Origin of the sequence: Aminipila terrae, assembly GCF_010120715.1 — a bacterium.
Taxonomy (GTDB): domain Bacteria; phylum Bacillota; class Clostridia; order Peptostreptococcales; family Anaerovoracaceae; genus Aminipila; species Aminipila terrae.
Window position 1 is genome coordinate 3,134,848 of record NZ_CP047591.1, and the last position, 26,482, is coordinate 3,161,329.

Sequence of the window (26,482 nt, forward strand, 5' to 3'; positions counted from 1 at the left end):
TATTGTCAGCAAAGTATGGAGGATTTATATATGTACGCATTTTTACTTGTGTTATCCCTAAATATTGATAGCTTTAGTATCGGATTGAACTATGGGTTAAGAAAAATTAAAATATCATTTTTAGCTTTAATAACTATAGTAGCTATGTCTTTAGGGATTCTATCTATTTCCTATTCAATCGGATATATCATATTTTCATTTATTTCAATTTTTGTATCTAAAATGATTAGTTCATTACTGCTTATTTCTCTGGGATGTGTATTACTAATACAGACGCTGATTAATATTCATTATCCAGTAGAGAATGAAGCGCTTACTATAAAAAAAATAAAAATTAAACCGCTGAATATCATAGTAAACATTGTGAGAGAACCCTCAAACGGAGATATGGACCACTCAGGGACTATTAATATGAAAGAAGCCGTATATATTGGTTTTGCTCTTTCAATGGATTCATTTGCTGTAGGTTTATCTTTAGCTGCATTTCAGATAAACTTAACCTGGTTTTTACTACTGACAGCAATCGTTAATATTATACTCCTAATGTCAGGAGAATTAATAGGAAAACTGGTAGGAAGTATTGTTTCAGGAGATAAGCTAAAATTAGTGGCCAGTATCATTATCATTTTTCTAGGTTTTACAAAGCTTTTATGATAATATGAACTTGTATAAGGGTTAATGTTTACTGCAAAGAAAAAAGGGTAAAAATATACAAAGGTATTTAGAAAGGATGAGTGAAGAATGAGAGAATTAGCAGGATTATTTGGTTGGATAACAGTCTGGGGTTTTTGCTTTGAGGTCTTAAACTATTTTATTAAGTTCATTAATAAAAAGTACATTTCTAAGTTGCCGAAAGAGAAAAAGAAACTGGTGGATTTATACCGTACGGTAATGAAATTTATCATTAAATTTCACAAACCTGTGGGTATTATAACAGTAGCTGCAGCCATTACTCATTTAATCCTTATGGCAGTGTTCGTGAGAATCAGTATATCGGGAATCATAGGGGTATCACTAATGCTGAGTTTACTGGCTCTGGGATTATATGGTGTATTCATCAATAAAAACAGAAATGGTAAATGGTTTAAACTCCACAGGGCTATCGCTTTTGTTCTAATCGTAATTATCATAATTCATGTGGCCGGTTAATTTACACATAATCTTTAAGGGGACTTTATCAGATGAACAATATAAATCTCAGCAATTCACATACTAAAAAGATAAGAGAAAGTTTTAGAAATTATATTGAAAAAAATTATCCTACACTTAAAGATAAAAATATAGTAGTCAGCGATGCATTTTATCCTTTAAGGCATGATATTGGTATAGGATTTTGGGATATTTTTAAAAACGAGAATTCCATAAAGCGATGTCAGATTCTTTTAGAACAACATCTGGAACAGAAAAAACGGTTAAAGCCCAAAAGTGATGCATCTACTTACATTGGTTCCATAAAAAAACTTAAAGAGCATATTGATATTAGTTATGGTGGTGTCCAGGGATTAATGAATCACACCGTATCCCATGATAATATAAAAACTGTGAAAAAGAATATAAAAAATCTGGACAAGATTAACCCAGAGATTCCTAAGCCTAGTTTTAAGGAAGTGGATTATTATTTAGATAAGTGGAATACGTTTGAAACTTATAAAATGCGGGAAAGTGCGCTGGATAATTTGTTTTTAAAGACGTATCCGGTTAATACTTCTATTGATGATGTATTAATTAAGGTTTCAGTATTAAATGATTTTTATAATACAAATATATTTAATCCATATAAAGTGGCAACACATATTGTTAATCTCAACATTGACAAGAGATTATATGCAGGTGATGCTTCACTTGTTGGTGACATTGCACGAGTTGATATCGACAATCAGGGGATTAATCCCTTTTATTCATTTGCATCCAAGTATTGTAATCATCATGTTCCCCATGAATTTCCTATATATGATATAACTATTGCCAGAATGTTAAGGCATTTTAAAAAGACCGATAAATTTTCTGTTTTTAATAAAAATGATTTGAAATCCTTTGCTGTTTTTAAAAAAATTTTAAAAGAGTTTCAAATGCATTATGATTTGACACAGTATAGCCTGAAAGAAATTGAAAAATATCTTTGGCAGCTTGGAAAGGAACATTTTTCACATAAAAATTATTAATATTTTTCAGACAGTTTTAACAGGCATAAAGACACTTATGCCTGTTTTATACTATTCATACTTCTAATAAGATTTAAATGATAAATCTTATTAGAAGTATGAATAGTAATAATACGGTGAAAAATAATAATGTTACGACTGCTTTTCTCTACATATTTTTATATATACAAATGATAAAAAAGTTGTATTCTTTTTTAATAAAAGGAGAAAAAATGATAAATAGGTTTTTAGATGTTCTGATTGGAAGGCCTTTAGCCAATGAAAAAGGCAGCAAAGAAAAATATAATGTTCCCTTTGGCCTGGCAATCATGGCTAGTGATGCCATATCCTCTGTAGCTTACGGAGCCCAGGAAATACTTTTCGTCCTTATTGTCCTTGGTGCCGCTTCTTATCAGTGGCTGACCTGGACTTCCTGTATGATTATAGGTCTGCTCGCCATATTGACCATTTCATATATACAGATTATCAATGCGTATCCACAAGGCGGGGGAGCTTACAAGGTAGCCAAGGAGAACTTAGGTTCCAAGGCCGGCCTCTGTGCCAGCGCGGGACTGATTATTGACTATATTCTTACAGTTGCCGTGAGCGCCAGTGCCGGTGCTGATGCTATCGTATCCGCATTTGAAAATTTGGGAATATACAAGGTGGAAATTGTTGTAACCGTAATCATTATTTTGACAATACTGAATTTGCGGGGAATCAGTGAATCCTCAAAAATATTTGCACTGCCTACTTATGTCTTTATTTTCAGTATGATTTTTATGATTGTTTACGGTCTTTTTAAATATTTTGTACTCAATATCCATCCGGAACCTATGTATTCTGTTCCTGACAGTACTGTTTCCAACATTTCAATATTTTTGATATTGAAAGCCTTTTCTTCCGGATGCTCTGCGTTGACCGGGGTAGAGGCAGTGAGTAACTCCGTTCCTAATTTTCAGGAACCAAGCCCGAAAAATGCCAAGATTGTCATGGTTTTACTGGCAGCACTGATATTTTTTATCTTTGGGGGAACTTCAGTCCTTGCGAAATTTTATACGGCTGTTCCTATTGTTAATGGACCTACAGTTGTATCCCAGATTGCTTTTGCAGTTTTCCATAAGGGATTTATGTATTATGTTGTCCAGTTCAGTACAGCAGTTATACTGCTCATGGCATGCAATACCGCCTTTACAGGTTTCCCTATGCTTATGTACATTGTGGGGAAAGATGGTTACGCACCAAAACAGTTTACTATTCGTGGCAAACGGTTGAGCTTTTCTGTAGGAATCGTAGCCTTATCTTTAATTGCATGTATTCTGGTTATTATTTTTAAAGCGGATACCCACAGAATCATTCCACTTTATGCCATCGGGGTATTTATCTCCTTTTCATTAAGCCAGTTTGGTATGGTAAACCACTGGAGAAAGTCAAAGGGGAAGAACTGGAAACATGGAGTTGTGATAAATGGTATCGGTTCAGTGGTCACATTTTTTGCAACCATCATCATCTTGTTTGAAAAATTTACGGAAGGGGCATTTATTGTATTAATCATCATCCCAATCATCATCATGGCACAGGTTAAGATTAAAGCTCATTATGATAAGATTGCCGCCGGATTAAGTGTCAGCAATGTGAGATTAAATAAAGTGGATTTTAAGATAAAATATGATCATGTCATAGTAGTTCCAATCGCTTCCTTGAATAAGGCGGCCATTGGTGCTCTGCAGTATGCCCAGAGTCTGGGGGGCAAGGTTATTGCACTGAACATTTCCACGGATATGGAATCCATGGATAAGTTAAAACACAGGTGGAACCAGTTAAATACGGATATGCTGCTGATTTCAAAATATTCTCCATACAGAGCTGTAGTAACCCCATTGTTGGATAATATTTACCAGATAGCAGATGCAGCGGAAGAGGAAGACGAAAAGATAACGGTCATCGTACCCCAGTTTATGACCCATGAACCTTGGGGAAGTGTTCTTCATAATCATACAGCATTATTTATACGGGAAAGTTTATTGAAAAAGGGTAACATTATTGTAGCTACTTATCCTTATAATCTTGACAAAAGTGACTATGCAGACTAAATCTGTCTTTACGGGTGAGCATTCGCCCGTAATTTTTTATTATAAAAAATGCAGTAGTTTATGATATTATATTTTTATATTGTTTTTTCAATAAAGAGGACAAAATAAATATTACAATTTAGGAGTGTATGAAGAATGAAAAAAATATTTCTGGTATTGTTAATAATATTAATTATATCAAATTCTATGGTTATTTCTCTGGCTGAAACGGATAAGGCACCTGCTCTTTCAGCTGAAACCGCAGTTTTAATGAACGCTTCCACTGGAGAAGTTTTATACAATAAACATATGAACCAAAAGATGTATCCTGCCAGTACAACTAAAATCATGACCGCTTTATTAGTCCTTGAAAATCTTGACCTTTCAAAAACAGTCACCATTGACAGGGAAACTGCTTTAACGGGAGAATGCCAGATCTATCTTTCAGAAGGAGAAAAAGTAACGGTGGAACAACTGCTATACGCAATGTTGTTAAAATCGGCAAATGATGCGGCAGTGGCACTTGCTAAGGAAGTTGCCGGGAGTGTTCCAAAGTTTGCAGATATGATGAATGCCAGGGCAAAAGAACTGGGAGCAAAGAATACAAATTTTGTTACACCGAATGGCCTGCATGATGATAACCACTATACCACAGCCTATGATTTGGCTATGATTACAAGAGAGGCTATGAAAAACAAAGAGTTTAGAAAAATTATTACTACTCTTAGATATACCATTCCAGAGACAAACAAAAGTAATATCCGTGAGCTTAAAAATCCGAATAAACTGTTGTATAGTAAATCAAAACTTCTTGTTAATGGAACTATTAAATCTATTAAGTATGATGGAGCAACAGGGGTTAAAAATGGATATACAAATGAAGCAGGGAGATGCCTTGTAGCGTCAGCCAAAAGAGGCGGCATTGAACTTATTTCTGTAGTTTTAAATACGACTGCCGATGGAAAGTTTGCAGATTCTATAGCTCTTCTGGATTACGGATTTGACAATTATAAAAGCATAGCTGCTGTAAAAAAAGGAGAATCTTTTGGAAAAATAAAGGTTAGCAAAGGAGCAGTAAGAAATGTTGAATTTGTTGCAGATAAATCATCGTACGTAACAACATCTGCAAAAAATTCTGATTCAGAGATTAATACAAAACTTGTGGTTGATGGCAGGTTACAGGCTCCCCTGGCTAAAGGACAAAAGGTTGGAAGGATTGAAATATATAAAGGAGACAAGCTCGTTGACAAGGTGGATGTTGTGACTGCAGCACAAGTTGATAAAGGGGGGATTCTATCTGGAATTGGTGTTCCTGACAAAATTTCTCATGCCTTAGGAATTGCTGTATTAATTCTAATTTTTTTATCAGCAATTTTACTCTTTAGACATAAGCGGGCAGTTTAATAAATAGAGCATTTGAGTAAGGGCATTCCTGATAAAAGGATGTCCTTATTTTAATAGATGAAATCTAAAAATATTTAACTATAAAAATTAATTTACAAATTCTAAAACTTTTCCAATAGTCGGCACGTCTATATAGTGCTAATAACCATGATACGTATCAGATTAAAGGCAAGGAGGAGGTTGGCAATGAGAAAAAACAATGTAGATAAGCTTATTGAAGATTATGTTATTAAACACCAGGAAAATTATTACAGACTGGCTTACAGTTATGTAAAGAATGAACATGACGCCCTGGATATAGTTCAGGATTCTATAGTAAAAGCCATGTCATCACAGCATTCACTAATCGAACCCGATTACATAAAAACGTGGTTTTACAGGATAGTTGTGAATACTTCACTGGATTACCTGAGAAGGCAGAAAAAAGTCATTGTGTCCGAAGAAGAGATTCTAACTTCTGGGACAGGAAAGCCGGATCAATATGAGGATATTGATCTTCATAAGGCAATGGACAATTTACCTGATAATTATCGGAGTATTATTGTACTGCGATATTTTGAAGACTTAAAAATTGAAGAAGTAGCTGATGTATTAGGCCAGAATGTAAATACGATAAAAACCAGATTATATAAAGCTCTTGAGAAGTTGCGCATTCAGATGAATGATTAAGGAGGAAATTATGACAGATAATAAGATGGAGAAATTAAAAGAGGAATATATGAATGTTCCCATTTCTGGGGAATTAGATTCTGTAGTAAGAAGGGCATTAAAAATAGAAAACAAAAGCAATATAAAAAAAGTTTATTTCTATAAAAGACTGGGAACTGTTGCAGCTGCAGTGGTAATTTGTTTGGTGGCTCTTACCGTTACAGTAAACAGTAGTCCGGCATTTGCAAATGAATTGTCCAGGACCCCAGTTATTGGAGGAATAGTAAAAGTTCTTACTTTCAAAGAGTTTACGGTTAAAGAAGACAAATTTGATGCTGATATAAAAGTTCCAGAAATACAGGGGCTAAAAAATGGGGATTTGGAAAGAAGTATTAACGAGAAATACCTGGAAGAAAACAAAAAACTTTATAAACAATTTATGTCCGATATGGAAGAAATGAAGAAGCAAGGCAGTGGTAACATAGGTGCCTATAGTGGATATGAAGTGAAAACAGACAATGACAACATTTTATCTGTAGGCCGCTGGGAAACAAAAACTGCAGCAGATTCCTATACGGTTATGAGGTATGATACAATTGACAAGAAAAATCAGATTTTATTAACCTTGCCAAGCTTATTTAAAGATGACAGCTATGTGGATGTTATCAGTGAAAATATAATAGCTCAGATGAAAGAACAGGTTAAAAGCGAAGATAAAGTGTATTGGCTTGATGATGGTAATACTATGCCAGAGGATATCTTCAAAAAAATTGACAAGAATCAGAATTTCTATATTAATAAGGATGGAAAGTTAGTAATTTCATTTGACCAGTTTGAGGTTGCACCAGGGTATATGGGAACTCCGGAATTTGTAATACCAACGGATGTTTTATCTAAGATTTTAGTTAGTAACCAGTATGTAAAATAGCCGGTTGATTTAGAAATAAACAGAATTAACGGCGGTTTGAATAAAAGTCAAACCGCCGTTTTTTAATATAGTTTTTCAGATAAGGAGTCACATAATGATTTAAAACTCTCGACTATGTTAATTCGTTGTTCTTGGGACATGAGTTTAAAGGCTTCGATTTCTGCCAGCTTTAGTTCTTCAAGAATAGTGTTAGCATAATGCTCTCCTTTTTCAGTAAAATGGATAAGCTTATTTCTTCGGTCCTTTGTATTTGTTTCTTTATAGATGTAATTATCCTTTCCTAAATCAGACAATATTTTAGAGACCGTTTGCTTTGGCAGAAACAATTTATTGCAAATTCCACTCTGGGTACAACCTGGGGATTGTTTTTTTATTTCATAGAGAATGAACAGGGTTGTATCCTGTATGCCATGTGTGACAGCCCACCGATGATATATATTGTTTATTTCAAACCATGAATGATAATAACAGTCAATTTGTTCCACGATGATTTTATTATTATTCATTTTTAAACCTTTCATAAATTAATGACTTATTCCACTTAAATTTAACCCAATAACACCTATAACAATAAAAAGTATAGATATTATTTTAAGTGCGTTTACATTTTCTTTAAAAACAAATACGCCAATTGCAGATATGACGATAATCCCTGCAGCAGACCAGACAGCATAGGCTACGCTGATGTCCATTTTCTTTAAGGTTATGGACAAAAAGGTAAAACTTATAATGTAACCTAAAAATGTTCCAATAGTAGGCAGCAATCTGGTAAAGCCCATAGACATTTTCATTAAAGTTGTTGCAGTAATTTCAAATCCAATTGCAAGAAATAAATAAATCCAAGACATAATATAACCTCTGTTTCTAATAAATTCGTCCATGATTGGACTAAATTATTGTAAAATAAAAAGAAGAATATGTCAATAATGGCTTAACAAACAAGAATAATAAAGGTAGAATATATAGGATATCAATCAAAATCTATGGAGGTAAAATTTAATGGATTCAATATCTTGTATCAAGGAAAGACGAAGTATAAGAAAGTATGAAGAAAAGAAAATTCCCCATGCATTAATGGAAGAAGTTGTAGAAGCTGCTTCCTATGCACCATCATGGAAAAATACTCAGATTGTACGGTATATAATACTGGAAGACAGAGAAAAAATTTTAAAGATTGCGCAGGACTGTGTACTGGGATTTGAATATAATTCAAAGACCATGGCAGGTGCGGCTGCTTTAGTCCTTGTTACTATGGTAGAAGGCCGTAGTGGTTACGAAAAAGACGGATCTTTTTCCACACCGAAAGGTGATAGATGGCAGATGTTTGATGCAGGCATTGCAACCCAGACGTTCTGCCTGGCAGCTCACGAAAAAAGCCTGGGATCAGTTATAATAGGCATTTTTGATGACGAAAAAGTGGAAGAAGTTGTGAGTATTCCAGAAGGTCAACAAGTAGCGGCTATTATTGCAGTGGGTTATCCTAAATTTATTCCGGAGACACCAAAGAGAAAAGCCGTTGAAGAACTGATTTCATATATTTAAACATACTGAAAATGACATAGAAAAATCCTCTTAATTTTAGTTAAGAGGATTTTTTTCGTTTGAATCTGATTTGTTGTCTGAACTGACATTCTGTGCACTATTGCCTGAATGAATCTGTCTACGTCTGGCAACTGCATTCCTGTGATTCATATTATTCATTTTATCACCCCATTAAAAGTATGAGCTATTTATCCGTTAAATATTCTATATTTTAGAAAAACCACAGATTAAGCCATATTTTCTGCTGAAGATGGTATTACATGGATATGAGTTCCAGATATTAGTAAAAAATTAATAATTTATTAGGATTTTCTTAGGATTTAAACTACTAAATATTAAAATACACATTTCCTATTTTTGGTATTGTATATTTGTTCAAGTTAGAAATATTAATGGAGGTATGTTATGAAAAAATGGATTGCGGTCCTATGTATTGTTGCTTTGGGATTTTCAGTGACAGGCTGTGGCCAGAAACAAGAAGCTTCATTGAAGCAAATGCTGAGTGAAAAATTATCGGGTGAAATAACAGTATCCTGTTATGACACCATGATGTATAAAGATTTCCTGGAGAATGCAGCGAAGGTTTTTGAAAAAAAACATCCCGGTACAAAAATTAATGTAGAAGGTTTTGCGCCTATGCCAGAAGTTAAAAAAATGGAAGATGGCAGTGTTATGACATCGTCAACGAATAATGAACAGGAGCAGGCTGATTATATCAGTAAGGTAAATACTGAATTGATGAGCGGGAAAGGTGCAGACATTTTAGCAATGGATGTCCTTCCATATTATAAATATGCAGACGGAGGCCAGCTGGAAAATCTGCAGAATTACATGGATGCTGACAGCAGCTTTGATATTAAAGATTATAAAAAAATATACTGGATGCAATGAAGTATCATGATGGCTTATATGTAATTCCTTTAGATTATACTTTTGATTATCTTACTTATGATTCTTCTCTCTTTAATGAAAATGAAAAACAAAATCTGCAGAAAAACAGCAAATATACATATAATCAGCTGATTCAGGCGGGCAAAGAACCTTTTCAGCGTGCAAATCGAAATGCAGCAGAGCCAGTCAGAATGTTTGAAGAAGTTGCAGATTATGGTATGCTGAAAGAACTTATGTCTATGAATTATGAGAAATATATTGATATGGAAAACAGAAAAGTAAATTTCACTGATGGGAATTTTGTGAACCTGTTGGAAACAGTAAAAAAATATGGAGAAAATGGCTATATCAGCCCTCAAATAGATTATAACAAGCTGACTGAGGAAGATTTTCGAAAAATGGAACAGCAAAAGGCATTTTACAGAACCAAGGATAACTTATTTCTATTAAATGAAGCTTTTAAAAGCGTAGGAGCAGAGTCATCAAGTCCTTTTAAGGATATAGATACAGGCGCAGGGGATGAGAGCAATGATAAAATACTGGGTTTACTGACAAATCAGAAGGGTAATGTTAATTTTAAATATATGCAGGCTTATGGAATCAACGCAAATTCAGAAAATAAAGCTTTAGCATGGGCCTTTATAAAGTATATCATGAGTGATGGCGTGCAGATGTCCGATTATAGTCTGCCAATTAATAATGAAGCTCGCATGAAGAAGGCTAAAATTGACATCATGGGGTTAACATTCAGCGAAAAACCTATGGAACAGAGTAAGGATTTAACAGCAGAACAGAAAAAAGTATATGATATTTACACCAAATCCATAGAAAATCTTTCTGATAATTTAAACTACTATCCAATTAAAGATGATACCATTAACCACATGATTGAAAAAGAAGCAGATAACTATTTCAATGGTTCCAAAACAGCGGAACAAGTTGCAAGTACTTTGCAGGAGAAAATAGAATTGTATTTAAATGAATAAATTTCAAAATATAAAAAAACTAAATAACTTATCTGGATTATACAAATCAGGTAAATCAGCAAAAAAGTATCAGATCAATCCCGCCTTCTTCTTTTTATTTATGGGATTCGCGGGATTGATTCTCTTTTACATATGGCCGTTTTTTGTGTCCTTAGGATACGCCTTTATGAGTAAACCAGTAAATGGTTCCTTTGTTGGTCTGAAGAACTTTATTGATTTGTTTCACAATAAGCCGTATCTTTTAGGACTGAAAAACACATTGATTTTTATTGGCATCAGTGTGCCCCTTGGAATGGTTTTATCTTTGATGGTAGCACTGCTGATCAGCAAGATAAAGAGGCATAAGGAGCTGTTTGTTCTGATTTTTCTGATTCCACTTGTGATTCCATCTGGATCTATGGTTTTTTCTGGAAAGCATTGTTTATGAATCAGGGATATGTCAACAGAATATTAAATGGTATTGGTTTAGAGAGTATTAACTGGCTGGAAACTTCGGCAGCCCTTTATGTCATTGTGCTGATCTTTATCTGGAAGAATCTTGGGTACAACATGGTTTTATTTATGGCGGGCCTTCATAATATTCCAAAGGAGCACTATGAGGCAGCAGCAGTTGATGGAGCCAATGGAGTTCAGACTTTCTTCCACATAACCCTGCCCGGGCTGGTACCCATGATTGTGCTTGTTGTAATCATGTCAATAATTAATTCTTTTAAAGTATTTAAAGAGATATACCTGATAACGGGGAAATACCCTCCTGAAAGCATTTATATGCTTCAGCATTTCATGAACAATATGTTTTACTCTCTTAATTACCAAAAGCTGACTACGGCTACCAGCGTAATGGTGCTGATTATTATACTGCTAGTTCAGTTTCTGTTCAGATTTGAAAGGAGGCATGGTTCATGAACCGCAGATTACAGGATCGGGTTATTATAGGAATTCTCTCCTTTTTGGGAATTTTGTTTCTGATGCCTTTGATAGTGACCATAACAAATTCCTTTATGACGGGTAATGATATCCTTTCACATTACACTACATCACTTTCAGTTTTTGATCTGGTAAGTGGAATAAAGGAAAAATTTATACAGATTCCATTAATTCCAAGCCAGATTACATTTTCACAATACAAAGAGGCTCTGATTAATCAGCCTGCATTTTTGATTTTACTGGTAAATTCTCTTAAGATTACAGTGCCGGTGGTGGTGGGAAATGTACTGGTTTCTGTATTGACATCATACGGATTTACCATTTGGAATTGGAAGCATAAAGAGAAAGTGTTTTTTATTTATATTGTAGTCATGCTCATGCCACTGCAGGCAGTCTTAGTACCTAATTATATTGTGGCAGATAAACTGGGTCTGACAACCAGTTATCTTGCCATCATTCTGCCTGGAATATTTTCTCCATTTGGTACATTTCTGCTCAGACAGACCATGAAGGGGATACCTAAGGAGTATTTTGAAGCAGCTCAGGTGGATGGAGCAAGTAGCTTTTATATCTTTTGGCATATCGTGCTGCCACAGATGAAATCTGGGATTGCAGCTTTATCTATGCTGGTATTTATTGAATACTGGAATATTGTTGAACAGGTAATAATTTTTATAAAAGAATATTACAGAGAACCACTTTCTGTATGTCTTTCTTTAATCCCCTCTGAAAATATCAGCTTGATTTTCGCCATTTCGACGGTTTATATGGTTTTACCCCTTTGGTTTTTAACCATTGGCCAGAAAAACCTGGAAAAGGGAATTGAATTATCCGGAATAAAATAAAAGCAGGAGTATAGAAAAATAAATGAATAACTCGGATCATGTAAAAAAATAATTAATATCAAAACTGTAGGAGCAATACTGATAATCTTGATCCTGATTTTCACCTTTGTTTCCAAAACCGTATATAATTACAACCTTCCTGTGGTAACTGCAACAATGCCGCTAAAGGGGAAGCTGGATAAGACAGAGGTGGTTAAAGGAATTGCAGAATGGGGAGAGGTGGTTGAAGTATATACTGATACAGGAGGAAACGTGGAAGAGATTTTTGTTAAACAGGGGGATTCTGTTCGGAAGGGACAACCGATAGCCAGATTATCACTATCGGAAGAAGAAATATCTAAAAACAGAGAAAGTGCGTATGAATTAGAACAGGTAGATATGGACATTAAAAATGCTGAGGAAGATTGCAGTGATTTAAAGAAGTTATATGAGCAGGGAGCTGCTCCCCAAAATGATTATGAAAAAAGAGAGAGAGAGTTAAAGTCACTTTATATGAAAAAACAAAAGCTGCTGCTGGATAATCGAAGCCTTTCAAAGTCTTGCTCCCTAATTGTTTATGCACCTGAAGATCTGGTGGTTTCAGAAATATCGGTACATAAAGGTCAGAAGCTTAACAGCGGTGAACTTGTGGCAAAATGTGGAGTGTCCCAAAGTTTCAAAATAAATTGCAGTGTTGCTTTAGACAATAATTTCGTAGAAGAGGGAGATCAATGTAAACTTGAAAATTCATCCTATCATTTTCAAGGAACTGTTAAGGAAATAAAAGCAAAAGAGGGAAAGAAAGAAGTTTCTGTATGGATTCAATCAGATAAAGTAAAAACAGGGGAAACCTTCGACGTTAAATTTGAGAAAAGAGCACTAAATCTCACACAATGGTACCAAACGGTGCACTTAACAAGGACAGTAATGGATATTTTCTCTATCAGATAAAACAAAGAAAAGGCATGCTTGGCAAAGAGTATTATGTAGAAAAGCTGAAAGTATATATTGGTGATAATGATAATGAAAATACAATCATTACAAAGGGAATTACATTTTTTGAACCAGTTGTGCTGCTTTGTAACAAAGAATTGTCAGCTGGAGATACGATAATACTTGAAAATGAGGGTGATTTCTTTGCAGAGAAAAATTAGGGCTATTTTGTGGATGCTTGCAGCCACATTTCTTATGGGACTTTTGATTCTGTCTATACATGTAAAAATGATGAACTGTGAAGAGTTTCTTCTGGTGACACCAACTACATCTCAATCGTCTGTAATTAGTACGGAGGCACTAGAAAAGATTAATGGTAAATTAATTCTTCTGACTTATGGAATTGTTTCTAAGGAGAATCTGCAGGTTTTAAATTCAAATTATGATGGAAACTTAATTAAAACCAACTATACTTACCCATTTATTATGCACCAAGAATTTCTTAAGGGTTCTTTTTTACAGAGCAGGATCAAAAACAGGGGAAAAAACTGGCTGTTTTAAATAAAACTTCTGCTTATGAAATGTTCGGAAGTATAAATATATGTGGAATGAAAATGAAAATGGGTCAGGGCGAATATACGATAACAGGTGTACTTGATGATAAAATTCAGGAAAAAAACGTTTACACTCCTGCTTCCTGCTGGGAAGAAAATACAAATTCCTTCCTTGTAGGATTAGAGAGAAATGTCACGAGAGAACAGATAAAAAATGAATGTAAGCCTGTAGCATCGGAGGAGAATGGATATAGTTTCGTTTATTTTGCAGATCTGACAGGACTGGTTTACAGCGTATTTTTTATTGGATTGAAGCTTACAGCAATCAGTGTTTCTATTTTCCTTTTTACCAAAAGTCATTATTGTTTAAGGGAAAAAATCAGATATTGCAGGGGTTTGTTTAAAAAATTTTATCTGGGTGACATAATCAGGAATTATCCAGGAGCAATATTAAAAATACTTTTAGTAGTGGCTGGAATGATATTGATGGTTACATTAATTTTAAATCTATTCTTTAGTTTTACCTCATATATTCTGTTCTGTAGTGATCACATAGCTGTCCTGCAGTTAAATGATTCCTCAGCTTTTGGGTTGATTACTCAGAATTTAAAAACAAGTATTTATTTATCATTTTTCTTTATAACAGGATTTTTCATTGATATTTGTTTGTTATTGACAGAAGGACTACATTCATTAGGAGACAGGAATGATGGCGAAAATACAGATTAAAAATTTAAAAAAGATTTATCCTGGCAATGTTACAGCGGTACATGATTTCAATTTGGAAATAGAAGATAAAGAATTTATTGTTCTGGTGGGGCCTTCAGGCTGTGGTAAATCCACTATGCTTCGCATGATTGCAGGACTGGAGGATATAAGTGGGGGTGAATTGTACATTGGTGAGAAAAAAGTAAACCATGTGGTGTCAAAAGACAGAAATATCGCCATGGTATTCCAGAACTATGCTTTATATCCCCATATGACAGTTTTTAAAAACATGGCCTTTGGTCTTACTTTAAGGAAAGTGCCCAAGGAAGATATTAAACAAAAAGTGCTGGATGCAGCTAAAATATTGGGGATTGAACAGCTGCTGGACAGAAAGCCGAAGGCTCTTTCAGGAGGACAGCGTCAGAGGGTGGCACTGGGGAGGGCTATGGTGAGAAATCCTGAAGTATTTCTGCTGGATGAACCTCTTTCAAATCTGGATGCCAAACTGCGAAACCAAATGCGCACAGAAATTCTGAATCTGCATAAAAGGCTGGGGACTACCTTTGTTTATGTGACCCATGATCAGACTGAAGCCATGACTATGAGTGACCGCATGGTGGTAATGAAGGATGGATATATTCAACAGGTTGGAACTCCACAGAATCTTTACAATAAACCATGCAATATGTTTGTGGCAGGATTTATAGGTACACCTCAGATGAATTTTTTTACTGGCAGGATTGTTAAAAGAAATGACATATACGCAGCTGAGTTTGAAGGACATCTAATTAGACTTCACAATAATAAATTTGAAGAACTAGCACTCTATGAGGGAAGAGAGGTTATGTTTGGCATACGCCCTGAAGATTTCTCCATTCAAAAGGAGTGCAGTCATTCTGTGAAAATGAAAATAGAACTAATTGAGCATATGGGGTCAGAGATGTATCTGCACTGTATGTTAAATGGAAATAAGTTTATTGTGAGGACACCGGTTTTAGAAGAGTGCAAAGCTGGCAGTTTTGTTCCTCTGGCATTCAATGGTAACAGACTGCATATCTTTGATAAGGATACTCATATGGCAATTTAATAATAGGTGGAAGTTCAAACAGATAGGAGGTATAATTATTTATAGATAACTCATAAAAAGGATGGATATGGATTAAATCTTTATCTAATAAAAAGGTAAACGGAAGAATCAAATGAAAGATTATAAAAACAAAATGACTAACACTGAAAATGTAGTTTTAAGAAATGCTAAATATCATGAATTAGATGAAAAAGCAAATATTATCTATAAATTTGTTACCACTTATAATGATTACATTAAAACAGCTCATGATTATGGCACAGGAGAAATCATTAACATGGTTGAGGTACACACTCTGACTGTTATTGAGGAAAATCCCGGCATCACTGTTACGGATGTGGCATTACATTGGAATCGTACCAAAGGAGCTGTATCACAAATCGTTGCAAAATTGGAAAAGCGAGGTTTGATTTTCAGAAAAAAAGAAGATGGCAATGCAAAAAATGTTCATTTATACGTTACTGACAAAGGAGAATTTCTAAGTAAAGCACATAAAGCGTATGATATAAAAGAACTTACCTGGGCTGATAAAATGTTGCGTCAAGGCTTTACAACGGAAGAGATAGTCATATTCTATAAGATTATGGACCGATATACTGAATTATTGGATTTGCCTCGTCCTGAATAAAAGCAGCAGATTTTTGATTTATATAGAAAAGTTCTATTGACACAATATTATTTAGAACCTATACTGAATATAGTTTACATACTAAACTATATTTTGTAATAAATATGAGTTCTTAGAAAGGTGGTAAAAAATATATGATTATCAGAAAAGTTGAAAAAAATGATTTGGATGGGCTTGTAAAATTAGAAAATCTTTGCTTTCCCAAAGAAGAAGCAGCCACGAGAGAGTCCTTTGAATACCGGATTGCTGCATTTCCGGAAAGCTTTTATGTAGCTGTAGAAAAGGACGAAATCATTGGAATTGTCAATGGATGTGTTTCTGACAACGTAACAATCAGTGATGACCTTTTTGAGCCGGAAGGTGGACATAACCCTAAGGGTAAAAATCAGATGATTTTTGGATTGTTGGTAGACCCTGCGTACCAGAAACAGGGAATTGCTGCAAAATTAATGAACCATTTTATGAATGTAGCCAGACAGGCAGGACGTGAGAAGATGGTTTTAACCTGCAAAGAACATTTGATTAAATACTATGAAAAATTTGGATATATAAATCAAGGAGTCTCACAGTCTACACACGGGGGTGCAGTCTGGTATGATATGGTGGCTGACTTATAGATTCTTTTAAAATAAAATGAAGAAGGCGTTATACAAACATGTTAGGTGAATTACATAAATCACAGGCACTGCAATATTTAGAGCAGGAATTATTACTGAATATGGGAATGATTGAACCGATTCACCGTGATACGGCAGATATTCTCTATGCACAAAAAGATGGTGTGTTATTATTTGAGAAAAAGAGTGGCGCCTATATGATATCGGTTGATTGTCCGGACCTTGCACAAAAACTTATTAAGAGCATTACTGATGCAAAGCTTTTTGCTGTTCACCAATCATTTTGTCTGCCGATTATTCAAAGCAAATTTGTTTTTAAGAACCAATTCAAATGTTCCCAGGCGGTCTATCTGAATAAAACATTGATACCTTCAGACGGGAAAATAAAGATATATAAATTGAATCATACTCATATTCCCGTGATTTTGGACAACTATCATGCAATGGATGACCCGGACTATATAACCAGACTTATTGAAAGCGAACAGATATATGGAACATTTGTAATGGGTAATCTGGCCGGATTTATAGGAATGCACCCAGAGGGAAGTATAGGAATGTTAGAAGTCCTGCCTGATTTCAGAAGGCAGGGGATAGGCTATGCTCTGGAAAGTTATATGGTAAATCTTATGATGAAAAAAGGATGGATACCATTCTGTCAGGTATTTGAAAATAATACTAATTCCATTGCGTTACAAAAGAAATTGGGATTCGAGCTATCAAATCAATATTTATATTGGCTGTTTTAAGCAAATCACAGATTCATCTTTCAAAATGTTTATAATCTTCTTGATATAAACATTTTTTATGTTAATATCTGAATGAATATATAAAATATTCATTCATTATGTTTGGGAGTTAAATAAAATGGAAGATAAAAAAGAGAGTATTTTTAAATGTGGAAAAGAGCTATTCAGTTTAAAGGGATTTAAAGATACAAATGTTTCAGATATTACCAAAATGGCAGGTGTAGCGGTAGGCACATTTTATAATTACTATTCGTCCAAAGAAAAGCTGTTTTTAGAAATTTTTTTGAAAGAAAATGAGAATCTTAAGAAAAGCTTTGAGTCTGCTGACATAGATAATGATCCCTTAAAAGCGGTCAAACAGTTAATGTCCTTAAATTATAACGGCATAAACTCTAATCCTATATTAAGAGAATGGTATAACAAGGAACTCTTTAGCAGATTAGAGAAGGAATTTTTTCATGAAGGTGGCATTAAGAAAATTCAAGAGCTAATGAATAGCAACACGGTAACATTAATCAGAAATTGGAAGCTTGAGGGCAAAATCAGAAAGGATTTGGACGATGATTTAATACTTGCTATTTTTAATGCAATACCATATATAGATATTCATAAGGAAGATATTGGAATGCAACATTTTCCTCAGCTCGTAGATTACTTGACAGAATTCATTATGAAAGGATTAACTGATTGCTCAAATCAGGAGGTCAATAAATGAAAAAGGTTACTGTATTTCTCGGAAGCCCTCGAAAGAAGAATACTTATCAGATAGTCAGAGAATTTGAAGAGAATTTAAAATCATATGCAGAAATTGATTTTGAGTATGTTTTTTTAAAAGATTATTACCTTGAAAATTGTAAAGGATGTATAACATGTTTTAATAAAGGAGAAGAATGCTGTTTAATAAAGGATGATCTAAGTTTATTGATTGACAAAATGAACAATTCTGACGGAGTGATTTTTGCTACCCCTAATTATTCATTTCAGGTAACAGCTCTCATGAAAACATTTTTGGATCGCCTGGGTTTCCTTTTTCATCGACCACGTTTTTTCAATAAGGCCTTTACAGCAATTGTTGTCCAGGGAATCTATGGAGGATCGGATATTGTAAAATACCTGGAGTTTTTGGGGAGGAATTTGGGGTTTCATGTGTCAAAGGGATGCTGTTTAACTGCATTAGAGCCCAGAACTTCTCTTGAACAGCAAAGAATGACTAATAAAATTAAAAAGGCATCAGCCAGATTTTACAGGGAACTGATGAGGCCTTCTCCAAACCCTTCCTTTTTCAGACTGCTTATGTTCAGGTTAGGGCGTACAAATATAAAGATGATTTTAGATGAAAAGTTCAGGGACTATGAATATTATAAAGAGAAGGGCTGGTTTGAGTCTGATTATTATTATGAAGTTTCCTTAGGAATGATAAAAAGGCTGGCAGGCCGTGTTTTTGATTTATTAGGAAAACAAATGGTCAGGCGTAGAGGTTCCTGAAAAATGGCAGATGGGTTAATTGAATTAAATATGAGTGTAATTCTTGAAATTACTATCAGAATTCAATATAATATCACTGATGGGCAGTATAAGAATTTTCAGCCCGGATGATTTACATACAAGTTGATATTGTTTAGTAGTATGAACTGATAAACTGTTCTTGAGGAAGTGGGGAGTTGTGATAAATTACTGACATAACAGATAATTTTTGATTTTATAGGTTTATTTAAATGTAAAAAACAAAAGTAATCAAGAAAGCGAGATGTTATTATGAAAGTCATGGATTTAACACATACAATATCGGAAAATATGCCAGTTTATCCTGGGACGGAAGGTCCTCAGTTAAAAACGGCAAATACTTATGAAAAAGATGGCTTTAAAGAAACTTTACTGACCATGTTTTCTCATACGGGAACTCATATGGATGCGCCAATGCATTTATATTCACACAGGACGGCATTGGATGCTTTTCCTATAGAGCAATTTGTAGGCAAAGGGTTAGTAATTGACTGCAGTGATTTGTCAGAGGGACAAAGAATAACTATGAGTTATATTGATAAAGTAAAAGAAAAGGCAGATCAGGCAGAATATCTTTTATTCTACACAGGTTGGGATCAGTATTGGGGTACAAGCAGCTATTTTGGAGAATATCCATATATTACAGAAGAGATAGCGGAATATTTAATCCATAGTAATAAAAAAGGTGTGGGATTAGACGTAATAGGGTTAGATCCCATCTCAGATGAAAATCTGACATTACACCGAAAGCTTTTTTCAGATACGGATATAGTGATTATTGAAAATCTTCACCATCTGGGAGAGTTAGGAAATGAGATTTTTACATTCTGCGCCCTGCCTCTTAAATATGAAAATGCAGATGGAGCACCTATTCGGGCTATTGCTATTTTATCCGAATAATATTAGGTTACTGTAAGCGTACAGTAAAGAATGAATAAAAGAAAATATAGAAGATGTAAGATAAGTACAAGTAAAATACCCAGGTACTGGGTTGTTCACTACTTGTGCTTATTTTTTATACTTGGAATATCATTAGGTAAAAAAACATAAGAAATCAATAATTTTTACCAAAATCACTAGAGAAAGTAATATTACATCATAATGAATGCTTATATAATAAAAAAGTAAAAGAGACAATCTACTATTAGATGATGTCTAATATACATTGAATGACCGAGTATAAATGGATCTGCAAGTGGAATCAATTAAATTTGAATATACTGATTTGACAGAAGGAAGCAGAGGAGAACAGGCCTATATGAATATTATTTTTGATTGTGATAATACCTTTGGTGTAAAAGGGTGTGATGTTGATGACGGATTGGCACTGTTATACCTTCTTGGCAGTGACAAAGCCAATTTGCTGGGAATTACCAATACATACGGAAACAGTGATATAGAAACAGTATATACAGCTACCCATAAAATGCTTGAAGATATTGGCAGAACGGATATTCCTCATTATAAAGGATGTCCCAGACCGGGCGAAAAACAGAGTGAAGCAGTTGATTTTCTGGTTGATATGGTTAATCAATATGCCGAAAATGTTTCTATCATTGCCACAGGTTCACTGACAAATCTTTATGGAGCCTGTCAGAAGGACGAAGATTTCCTTAATAAAATCAACAGCATAAGTCTTATGGGTGGTCTGACGGACCACTTATATATAAACGACACCATACTGGATGAACTGAATTTTTCCTGTGATCCAGCTGCAGCTTTTCAAGTTCTGACAAAATCCAGAAAGGTAGGAATAGCCACAGGAAATAATTGTCTGGGTGCTTTTTTTTCATATAAAGATCATGTAAACCGCTTTCAGGTTTCACCTGAACCAATTGCACGCTATCTTTATGAAAAAACTGCTTATTGGTATGAACATAACATGACAAGTTATGGATTGGATGGTTTTTACAACTGGGATGTTACAGCTGCGGCTTATTTACTTGACCCAGAACTTTTTGAAAGCAATAAAATGGCAATTACACCTGATCTTGAGTCCTTGAAAAGTGGCTTCTTAAACGGAAGAGGAAAAGAAATCCTGATAGATTTGCCTAACATCCGGGACCAGAAACAATTTCAGGAGAAAGTATATAGTAACTATATGAAAGTAAAAATAAAGGTTTGAGTAAAAGGGAGGAGCATAATGAAAATTAATACACAATTGGACAAGATACTGGAAAAGGCGTGGAGTGATATTCCCCTTAACCGGGAAGATTGCAAATATCTGCTGACCATTGATGAACGAAGCTTTGAATCGGGTCTGCTGAGAGCCGCTGCGGCCAGTATAGTCAGAAATAAAAATGATAATTCTGCTATTATTTTAGGTCAGATTGGAGTTGATGTAACGCCCTGTCCCGGAGGCTGCAATTTTTGTACTTTCGGTGAGGACCATACAGATTTTAAGGAAAGCCATCTCAGTGACTATGAACTGGAAGAAAAAATCCGGGATTTCTGCAAGTATGACGATTTATATGGGCTGTATTTGATGACAATGCATACCTATGATCTGGACCGGTTTTTACAGACCATAAATAAAGCCAAAGCTCATGCTCCAAAGACTACTCAGATTTGGGCCAATGTGGGTGACAGTAGCCTCGATGCTTTCAGGGAAATGAAGAAAGCCGGCGTTACAGGAGTATATCATGTCTGCAGGATAGGTGAAGGGGTTGAAACCAAGCTTAATCCGGATGACCGAATTCAGACAATGAAAAATGCTCTTGATGCAGGACTTGAATTGTATACTTGCTGTGAACCTATTGGGCCGGAGCATACGGTTGATGAGTTAGTGGACAATATCTTTATTGGTATTGAACTAGGTATAACTCAGCATGCAGCTATGCGAAGAGTGGCCGTCCCAGGTTCACCTCTGGCAAAATACGGGCAAATCAGTGAACTGAGGCTTGCACATATAGTAGCGGTTATATCCCTTTGTTCTTTAACTGTGCCAACTATGGCCTATATGGGAGTACATGAACCAAATGAGCTTAGCTATGCTGCGGGAGCCAATATCATTACAGCAGAGAGTGGGGCAAATCCAAGGGACAATCAGGCAGATACATCAAAAAACAGAGGAATGGACATGGCCCTCTGCAGAAAGATGTTGTTTGAATGTGGTTTTAGCAATATCAGAAAAGGTGATGAGAGCAAGATTCCATTAGATTTAGATTATCTTATTAAAACAGATTCTTTGGTATAAAGTAATGGATAAGAGTTGCAATATTTGAATTTCAGAAAGGATATAAAAGGATGAGGAAAAGGTTTAAAGTAGCCGTATTTTTAATAATGATTATGTCACTTCTTGCATTCCCGGCATGTTCAGGCAGTCAGGATAAAGCTTCCAACGAGAATAAAAAGTTTGATGTCAATGCAGATTTTAACGATATTCTGAAACAGGCAAAGGGTACTACTGTAAATTTTTATGGATGGGGCGGAGATGAACAGCGTAATAAATGGCTGGATACTGTTGTAGCACCTGCTTTGAAAGAAAAGTATGATATTAAATTAGAGCGGGTACCTATGGATATCGACCAGATTCTTGCAAAGCTTTCTGGAGAAAAACAGGCAGGAAGCAAAGAAGGTTCTATTGATATGATTTGGATTAATGGTGAGAATTTTTATTCTGCTAAAGAGAATGGTCTGCTGTTTGGCCCTTTTTCAGATAAATTGCCAAATTACCAGAAATATATTGATACTAATGCTACAGAAAACCAAAATGATTTTGGATATCCGATTAAGGGATACGAGGCTCCTTACGGAAAAGCTGAGATGGTTCTTATAAACAACAGCGCTGTAACACCGGAAACACCTAAAAATACTGATGAACTTATGGAATATGTGAAGAAATATCCGGGAAAGGTGACCTATCCCGCTTTGCCGGATTTCACAGGAAGTGCTTTTGTTAGAAATATAATTTATGATAAGGTGGGGTATGAACAGTTTATGAATATGAAAGCCGACAAGGCTACAGTCAAAGCTGCCATTCAGCCAGCGCTGGAATATCTGAGAAGCCTGAATCCTTATTTGTGGAATCAGGGAAAAAGTTTTCCTGCTTCTTCTACAGAAGTGACCAATATGTTTTCCGATGGTGAACTGTATATGACTATGAGTTATGAACCATATTCTATATCTGTAAATATTGATAAGGGGATTTTCCCTGACACGTCCAGAAGTTTTTTGTTTGACAAGGGGATGATTGGAAACACAAACTATATAGCTATAGCAGAGAATTCTCCTCATAAAGCTGCAGCTATGGTAGCTATCAATGAAATTCTTTCTGCTGAGATGCAGGCAAGCCAGTTCTCTAAACTGAAAATTCTGCCTGTAGTAGATTATAACAAGTTGTCTGCCGATGAAAAAATCTTTTTGATAAGGTAGATGCCGGAAAGGGAACGCTGTCTCAGGATGAACTTTTGAGTAAGCGGGTACCTGAAATGCCGGGGAAACTGATTCCTATCATTGAAGAAATCTGGCAGGAAGAAGTTGTTGGCAAATAATATAAGGAAATATTAATTCAGGGCGTTCATGGTTTATTTTACAGATAACTCATGAACGACCTTTTTAAAATTTAAGGTGAAAAAGTATGAAGAAGATAAAACCTTATCTGCTTTTATCTCCGTTATTCCTGTTAGGGATTTTTTCTTTCTAGGTGTAGGAAATGCTCTGGTTCAGAGTCTGGGATATATTCCTGCTTTTGGTATGACGGATATTACATTGAAATATTACTATCAAGTATTAAGTGAGCCGGTTTTACTGTCATCTGTCAAAGTCAGCCTGATTATATCTGTGATATCTTCTTTCTTGGCGGCCTTTTTCGGGGTGCTTCTTTGTGCTGCCCTTGTAATCAATGGCAAAGTAAGGAACAAAACCCTTCAGATCGTTAAGATTCCTATACTGGTTCCCCATTCGGTAGTTGCTCTGTTTATTATCGTGTTATTTTCCCAGAACGGACTCCTGGCACGTATTCTTTTCCAAGTGGGATTTATAGATTCTCAGGGAGATTTTCCTATGCTTTTATATAACACAAATAGCATAGGAATCATCCTGGCATATCTTTGGAAGGAAATACCTTTTGTGGCTTATTTTGTTCTGGCTGTCATGCAGAGCATCAATACAACTCTTGGGGAAGCAGCTGAAAATCTGGGAGCATCGGGCAGCAGATCATTTTTTCATATAACATTGCCTTTATGTATGCCTGCTATAAACAAAGCAGTCCTCATTATTTTTGCCTTTTCATTTGGTGCATATGAACTGCCATTTCTTCTGGGTGCAACAATTCCAAAAGCATTGCCTGTTCAGGCATATGTGGAATATATCCATCCGGATCTTCAGCATCGGGCCTATGCGATGGCTATGAACGGAGTGATGCTGCTTATTACATTAATCCTATCTGTTATTTATTATCTGATATCTCGTAAAACAGAACAAATGAGTGGTGAAAAGCATGGATAAAAAAAAGCACAGAATACTACGTATAATTGCATTTACAGCATGCACTTCCATAATCGTACCTCTTCTGATTCTTCCCTTTTGGAGTTTTACCAGCCGCTGGCCGTGGCCGGAATTGTTGCCAAAAGGATTAACAATGCGTGGTGCAGAGGAAGCACTTTTCCAATCTGCTGATATATTGAATGTACTTTTTTCAAGTATCATATTGTCTATGACGGTTGCCTTACTGGCAGCTGTGATAGGTGGGATGACAGCCAGAGCCCTTGTTTTTTATGATTTTAAAGGCAAAAGTTTTATATCCTTCGCTACAATTTTACCGATTATTATACCAGGAACAGCTTTTGCTATGGGTATTCATGTGGTATGCATTTATCTGGGACTTGCAGATTCTTTTCTGGGTGTTGTGCTGGTACACCTGATTTATGCATTGCCCTATACCATTAATATAATGATGGATGTCACGGCCATGCTGGGAAATGGTTTGGAGATTCAAAGCCAGGTACTTGGTATATCTCCTTTGAAATCCTTTTACCATGTTACTCTGCCGTTGTTAATGCCAGGAATAATTTCATCTGTCAGTATGGCGTATATCATATCATTCAGTCAATACTTTATAACGCTGATGATTGGAGGGGGTAAAGTCAGGACTCTGTCTGTGGTCATGGTTCCTTTTATTCAGGGTGGTGACCGTACCATTGCCTCCTCATATGCACTTTTATTTGTTTTATCAACCTTAGTGATTTTTATATCACTGGAAATGATTATTAAAAAATTAACAAATCAGATTAATGGAATTTAAGGCTGGAGGATTAAAATGGAACTTTCTTTAAAAAATATATCTGTAACTCTTTCCCAAAAACAAATCTTGGATTCAATCAGTCTGACTGTGGAGGATGGGGCATTTATCTCATTATTGGGGGCTTCTGGCTGCGGAAAAAGCACATTACTTAAAACAATTGCTGGGATTATTACTCCTGCAAGTGGATCTGTATTCTTAAATGGTAGCTGTGCAGATCATGTACCATCTCATAAGCGTGGGACTGTTATTGTATTTCAGGATCTCCGCCTTTTTCCACATATGACAGTGATGGAAAATATTGCATTTCCTATGAAAATGCAGGGGGTAGTAAAAGTCAAATATCTGGAGACTGCAGGAAAACTGCTTGAGAAGGTGCAGCTTCAGGGATTTGAACAACGAAGAATACGGGAAATGTCAGGGGGACAATTACAAAGAGTGGCCCTTGCCAGAGCATTGGCAGCAAATCCAAATGTACTTTTGCTGGATGAGCCCTTCTCCAGCTTAGATGAAAATCTTAGGCAGGACATGAGGCAACTGGTACTCAAACTTCAGAAAGATTTTAAGATTACAACTATATTGGTGACTCATGACAGGCAGGAAGCATTGAGCATGTCTGATAAGATAGCGTTAATGATGAACGGAAAAATCCTGCAGTATGACACCCCGGAAAATATTTATAATTTCCCCGCCAGCCGGGATGTTGCCGATTTCTTCCAACATGCCGCCTATTTGGATGGAGCGGTGGAAAATCATGTTTATAAATGTGAGATAGGCCAGTTCCAGGTGGATAAGCCAGATGGGCACTATCAGGCTATGTTTCGTCCAGGCTCTGTCTATGTAGATAAAATGGGATCAGAAAAGAACTTTCAGATATGTGAGATGCAGTATCGGGGAGAGGACTACAAAGTGAGACTTGTAAGTGAAAAAACAGGTTTAATGTTAACTGCTTTTATTGCATCATCATCTGAACTGCAAACAGGGGATATGGTTTCTATCGGTATTATTAAAGATAAAGTACTTTTGTTTCCATATAGCTCGTTTTAGGATTAGAGGGATTCTTAGCCAAAACATTACCCTTAGGGTAATGTTTGAAAAT

At 35.5% G+C, this 26,482-nt stretch carries 33 protein-coding genes; 30 read left to right on the top strand and 3 right to left on the bottom strand.

Going from position 1 to position 26,482, the window contains the following annotated elements; genetic code table 11:
* Positions 1–30 precede the first annotated feature (30 nt).
* The 7 genes from Ami3637_RS15105 (at position 31) to Ami3637_RS15135 (ending at position 7,193) form a co-directional block, all read left to right on the top strand.
* Entirely contained in the window at positions 31–654 is a 624-nt protein-coding gene (locus tag Ami3637_RS15105) for a manganese efflux pump (protein WP_162363287.1), read from the top strand.
* 87 nt (positions 655–741) lie between these two features.
* Positions 742–1,149, top strand: coding sequence for a hypothetical protein (locus tag Ami3637_RS15110; RefSeq protein WP_162363288.1), 408 nt, complete (start codon positions 742–744; stop codon positions 1,147–1,149).
* Positions 1,150–1,181: 32 nt separating this feature from the next.
* Positions 1,182–2,162 carry a hypothetical protein gene (locus Ami3637_RS17680; RefSeq protein WP_243158038.1) on the top strand — a complete coding sequence of 327 codons (981 nt, stop codon included), beginning with the start codon at positions 1,182–1,184 and terminating at the stop codon, positions 2,160–2,162.
* Positions 2,163–2,374: 212 nt separating this feature from the next.
* Positions 2,375–4,234, top strand: coding sequence for an APC family permease (locus tag Ami3637_RS15120; RefSeq protein ID WP_162363289.1), 1,860 nt, complete (start codon positions 2,375–2,377; stop codon positions 4,232–4,234).
* Between the two features lie 135 nt (positions 4,235–4,369).
* A complete protein-coding gene (locus Ami3637_RS15125) occupies positions 4,370–5,617 on the top strand; it encodes a D-alanyl-D-alanine carboxypeptidase family protein (RefSeq protein WP_162363290.1) in 1,248 nt (415 codons plus the stop codon).
* Positions 5,618–5,803: 186 nt separating this feature from the next.
* Positions 5,804–6,286: an RNA polymerase sigma factor gene (locus Ami3637_RS15130; protein WP_162363291.1), complete on the top strand. Its 483-nt coding sequence runs from the start codon at positions 5,804–5,806 to the stop codon at positions 6,284–6,286.
* Between the two features lie 10 nt (positions 6,287–6,296).
* A complete protein-coding gene (locus Ami3637_RS15135) occupies positions 6,297–7,193 on the top strand; it encodes an anti-sigma-V factor rsiV (protein WP_162363292.1) in 897 nt (298 codons plus the stop codon).
* A 62-nt stretch (positions 7,194–7,255) separates the two neighbouring features.
* On the opposite strand, the gene Ami3637_RS15140 is transcribed toward Ami3637_RS15135, so the two are convergent.
* Positions 7,256–7,699 carry a MarR family winged helix-turn-helix transcriptional regulator gene (locus Ami3637_RS15140; protein ID WP_162363293.1) on the bottom strand — a complete coding sequence of 148 codons (444 nt, stop codon included), beginning with the start codon at positions 7,697–7,699 and terminating at the stop codon, positions 7,256–7,258.
* Positions 7,700–7,717: 18 nt separating this feature from the next.
* Positions 7,718–8,041 carry a DMT family transporter gene (locus Ami3637_RS15145; protein ID WP_162363294.1) on the bottom strand — a complete coding sequence of 108 codons (324 nt, stop codon included), beginning with the start codon at positions 8,039–8,041 and terminating at the stop codon, positions 7,718–7,720.
* A 151-nt stretch (positions 8,042–8,192) separates the two neighbouring features.
* Here Ami3637_RS15145 and Ami3637_RS15150 point away from each other — a divergent pair, with 151 nt between their 5' ends.
* Positions 8,193–8,735, top strand: coding sequence for a nitroreductase family protein (locus tag Ami3637_RS15150; protein WP_162363295.1), 543 nt, complete (start codon positions 8,193–8,195; stop codon positions 8,733–8,735).
* A 36-nt stretch (positions 8,736–8,771) separates the two neighbouring features.
* On the opposite strand, the gene Ami3637_RS18025 is transcribed toward Ami3637_RS15150, so the two are convergent.
* On the bottom strand, positions 8,772–8,894 hold the full coding sequence (locus Ami3637_RS18025; RefSeq protein WP_279286676.1) for a hypothetical protein: 123 nt from the start codon (positions 8,892–8,894) through the stop codon (positions 8,772–8,774).
* Between the two features lie 246 nt (positions 8,895–9,140).
* Here Ami3637_RS18025 and Ami3637_RS15155 point away from each other — a divergent pair, with 246 nt between their 5' ends.
* From Ami3637_RS15155 to Ami3637_RS15260, 22 genes are all read left to right on the top strand, one after another.
* Positions 9,141–9,626 (top strand): type 2 periplasmic-binding domain-containing protein, encoded by a 486-nt coding sequence (locus tag Ami3637_RS15155; protein WP_162363296.1) that lies wholly within the window; start codon positions 9,141–9,143, stop codon positions 9,624–9,626.
* Complete coding sequence (locus tag Ami3637_RS15160) at positions 9,623–10,612, top strand: hypothetical protein (RefSeq protein WP_162363297.1); 990 nt, start codon at positions 9,623–9,625, stop codon at positions 10,610–10,612. The genes Ami3637_RS15155 and Ami3637_RS15160 overlap by 4 nt, the downstream gene beginning before the upstream one ends.
* A gap of 166 nt (positions 10,613–10,778) precedes the next feature.
* Complete coding sequence (locus Ami3637_RS15165) at positions 10,779–11,039, top strand: sugar ABC transporter permease (RefSeq protein ID WP_162363298.1); 261 nt, start codon at positions 10,779–10,781, stop codon at positions 11,037–11,039.
* Positions 11,036–11,518 (top strand): carbohydrate ABC transporter permease, encoded by a 483-nt coding sequence (locus Ami3637_RS15170; RefSeq protein ID WP_162363299.1) that lies wholly within the window; start codon positions 11,036–11,038, stop codon positions 11,516–11,518. Before Ami3637_RS15165 ends, Ami3637_RS15170 begins: the two co-directional genes overlap by 4 nt.
* Positions 11,515–12,384, top strand: a complete 870-nt coding sequence (locus Ami3637_RS15175) for a carbohydrate ABC transporter permease (RefSeq protein ID WP_162363300.1) — start codon at positions 11,515–11,517, stop codon at positions 12,382–12,384. Before Ami3637_RS15170 ends, Ami3637_RS15175 begins: the two co-directional genes overlap by 4 nt.
* Positions 12,385–12,525: 141 nt before the next feature.
* A complete protein-coding gene (locus tag Ami3637_RS15180) occupies positions 12,526–13,314 on the top strand; it encodes an efflux RND transporter periplasmic adaptor subunit (protein ID WP_162363301.1) in 789 nt (262 codons plus the stop codon).
* Between the two features lie 14 nt (positions 13,315–13,328).
* Complete coding sequence (locus tag Ami3637_RS15185; protein WP_162363302.1) at positions 13,329–13,517, top strand: hypothetical protein; 189 nt, start codon at positions 13,329–13,331, stop codon at positions 13,515–13,517.
* On the top strand, positions 13,501–13,857 hold the full coding sequence (locus Ami3637_RS15190) for a hypothetical protein (protein ID WP_162363303.1): 357 nt from the start codon (positions 13,501–13,503) through the stop codon (positions 13,855–13,857). The genes Ami3637_RS15185 and Ami3637_RS15190 overlap by 17 nt, the downstream gene beginning before the upstream one ends.
* Entirely contained in the window at positions 13,845–14,579 is a 735-nt protein-coding gene (locus Ami3637_RS15195) for a hypothetical protein (RefSeq protein WP_330586942.1), read from the top strand. Before Ami3637_RS15190 ends, Ami3637_RS15195 begins: the two co-directional genes overlap by 13 nt.
* Complete coding sequence (locus Ami3637_RS15200; RefSeq protein WP_162363788.1) at positions 14,560–15,645, top strand: ABC transporter ATP-binding protein; 1,086 nt, start codon at positions 14,560–14,562, stop codon at positions 15,643–15,645. Before Ami3637_RS15195 ends, Ami3637_RS15200 begins: the two co-directional genes overlap by 20 nt.
* A 112-nt stretch (positions 15,646–15,757) precedes the next feature.
* Positions 15,758–16,273 (top strand): MarR family winged helix-turn-helix transcriptional regulator, encoded by a 516-nt coding sequence (locus tag Ami3637_RS15205; RefSeq protein ID WP_202931064.1) that lies wholly within the window; start codon positions 15,758–15,760, stop codon positions 16,271–16,273.
* Positions 16,274–16,407: 134 nt separating this feature from the next.
* Entirely contained in the window at positions 16,408–16,890 is a 483-nt protein-coding gene (locus Ami3637_RS15210; protein ID WP_162363305.1) for a GNAT family N-acetyltransferase, read from the top strand.
* Between the two features lie 38 nt (positions 16,891–16,928).
* Positions 16,929–17,639 (top strand): GNAT family N-acetyltransferase, encoded by a 711-nt coding sequence (locus tag Ami3637_RS15215; RefSeq protein ID WP_162363306.1) that lies wholly within the window; start codon positions 16,929–16,931, stop codon positions 17,637–17,639.
* A gap of 118 nt (positions 17,640–17,757) precedes the next feature.
* Positions 17,758–18,354: a TetR/AcrR family transcriptional regulator gene (locus Ami3637_RS15220; RefSeq protein ID WP_162363307.1), complete on the top strand. Its 597-nt coding sequence runs from the start codon at positions 17,758–17,760 to the stop codon at positions 18,352–18,354.
* The gene (locus Ami3637_RS15225; protein WP_162363308.1) at positions 18,351–19,124 is read left to right on the top strand and encodes a flavodoxin family protein; all 774 of its coding nucleotides are present in this window, start codon (positions 18,351–18,353) and stop codon (positions 19,122–19,124) included. Before Ami3637_RS15220 ends, Ami3637_RS15225 begins: the two co-directional genes overlap by 4 nt.
* Positions 19,125–19,403: 279 nt before the next feature.
* The gene (locus tag Ami3637_RS15230; protein WP_330586691.1) at positions 19,404–20,042 is read left to right on the top strand and encodes a cyclase family protein; all 639 of its coding nucleotides are present in this window, start codon (positions 19,404–19,406) and stop codon (positions 20,040–20,042) included.
* 283 nt (positions 20,043–20,325) lie between these two features.
* Positions 20,326–21,267, top strand: coding sequence for a nucleoside hydrolase (locus tag Ami3637_RS15235; RefSeq protein WP_243158039.1), 942 nt, complete (start codon positions 20,326–20,328; stop codon positions 21,265–21,267).
* Between the two features lie 18 nt (positions 21,268–21,285).
* Positions 21,286–22,338: a biotin synthase BioB gene (locus Ami3637_RS15240; RefSeq protein WP_162363310.1), complete on the top strand. Its 1,053-nt coding sequence runs from the start codon at positions 21,286–21,288 to the stop codon at positions 22,336–22,338.
* A 92-nt stretch (positions 22,339–22,430) separates the two neighbouring features.
* On the top strand, positions 22,431–23,516 hold the full coding sequence (locus Ami3637_RS15245; RefSeq protein WP_330586692.1) for an ABC transporter substrate-binding protein: 1,086 nt from the start codon (positions 22,431–22,433) through the stop codon (positions 23,514–23,516).
* 195 nt (positions 23,517–23,711) lie between these two features.
* Positions 23,712–24,590 carry an ABC transporter permease gene (locus Ami3637_RS15250; protein ID WP_330586693.1) on the top strand — a complete coding sequence of 293 codons (879 nt, stop codon included), beginning with the start codon at positions 23,712–23,714 and terminating at the stop codon, positions 24,588–24,590.
* A complete protein-coding gene (locus Ami3637_RS15255) occupies positions 24,583–25,386 on the top strand; it encodes an ABC transporter permease (protein ID WP_162363311.1) in 804 nt (267 codons plus the stop codon). The genes Ami3637_RS15250 and Ami3637_RS15255 overlap by 8 nt, the downstream gene beginning before the upstream one ends.
* Positions 25,387–25,401: 15 nt before the next feature.
* Entirely contained in the window at positions 25,402–26,430 is a 1,029-nt protein-coding gene (locus Ami3637_RS15260) for an ABC transporter ATP-binding protein (RefSeq protein ID WP_162363312.1), read from the top strand.
* Positions 26,431–26,482 lie beyond the last annotated feature (52 nt).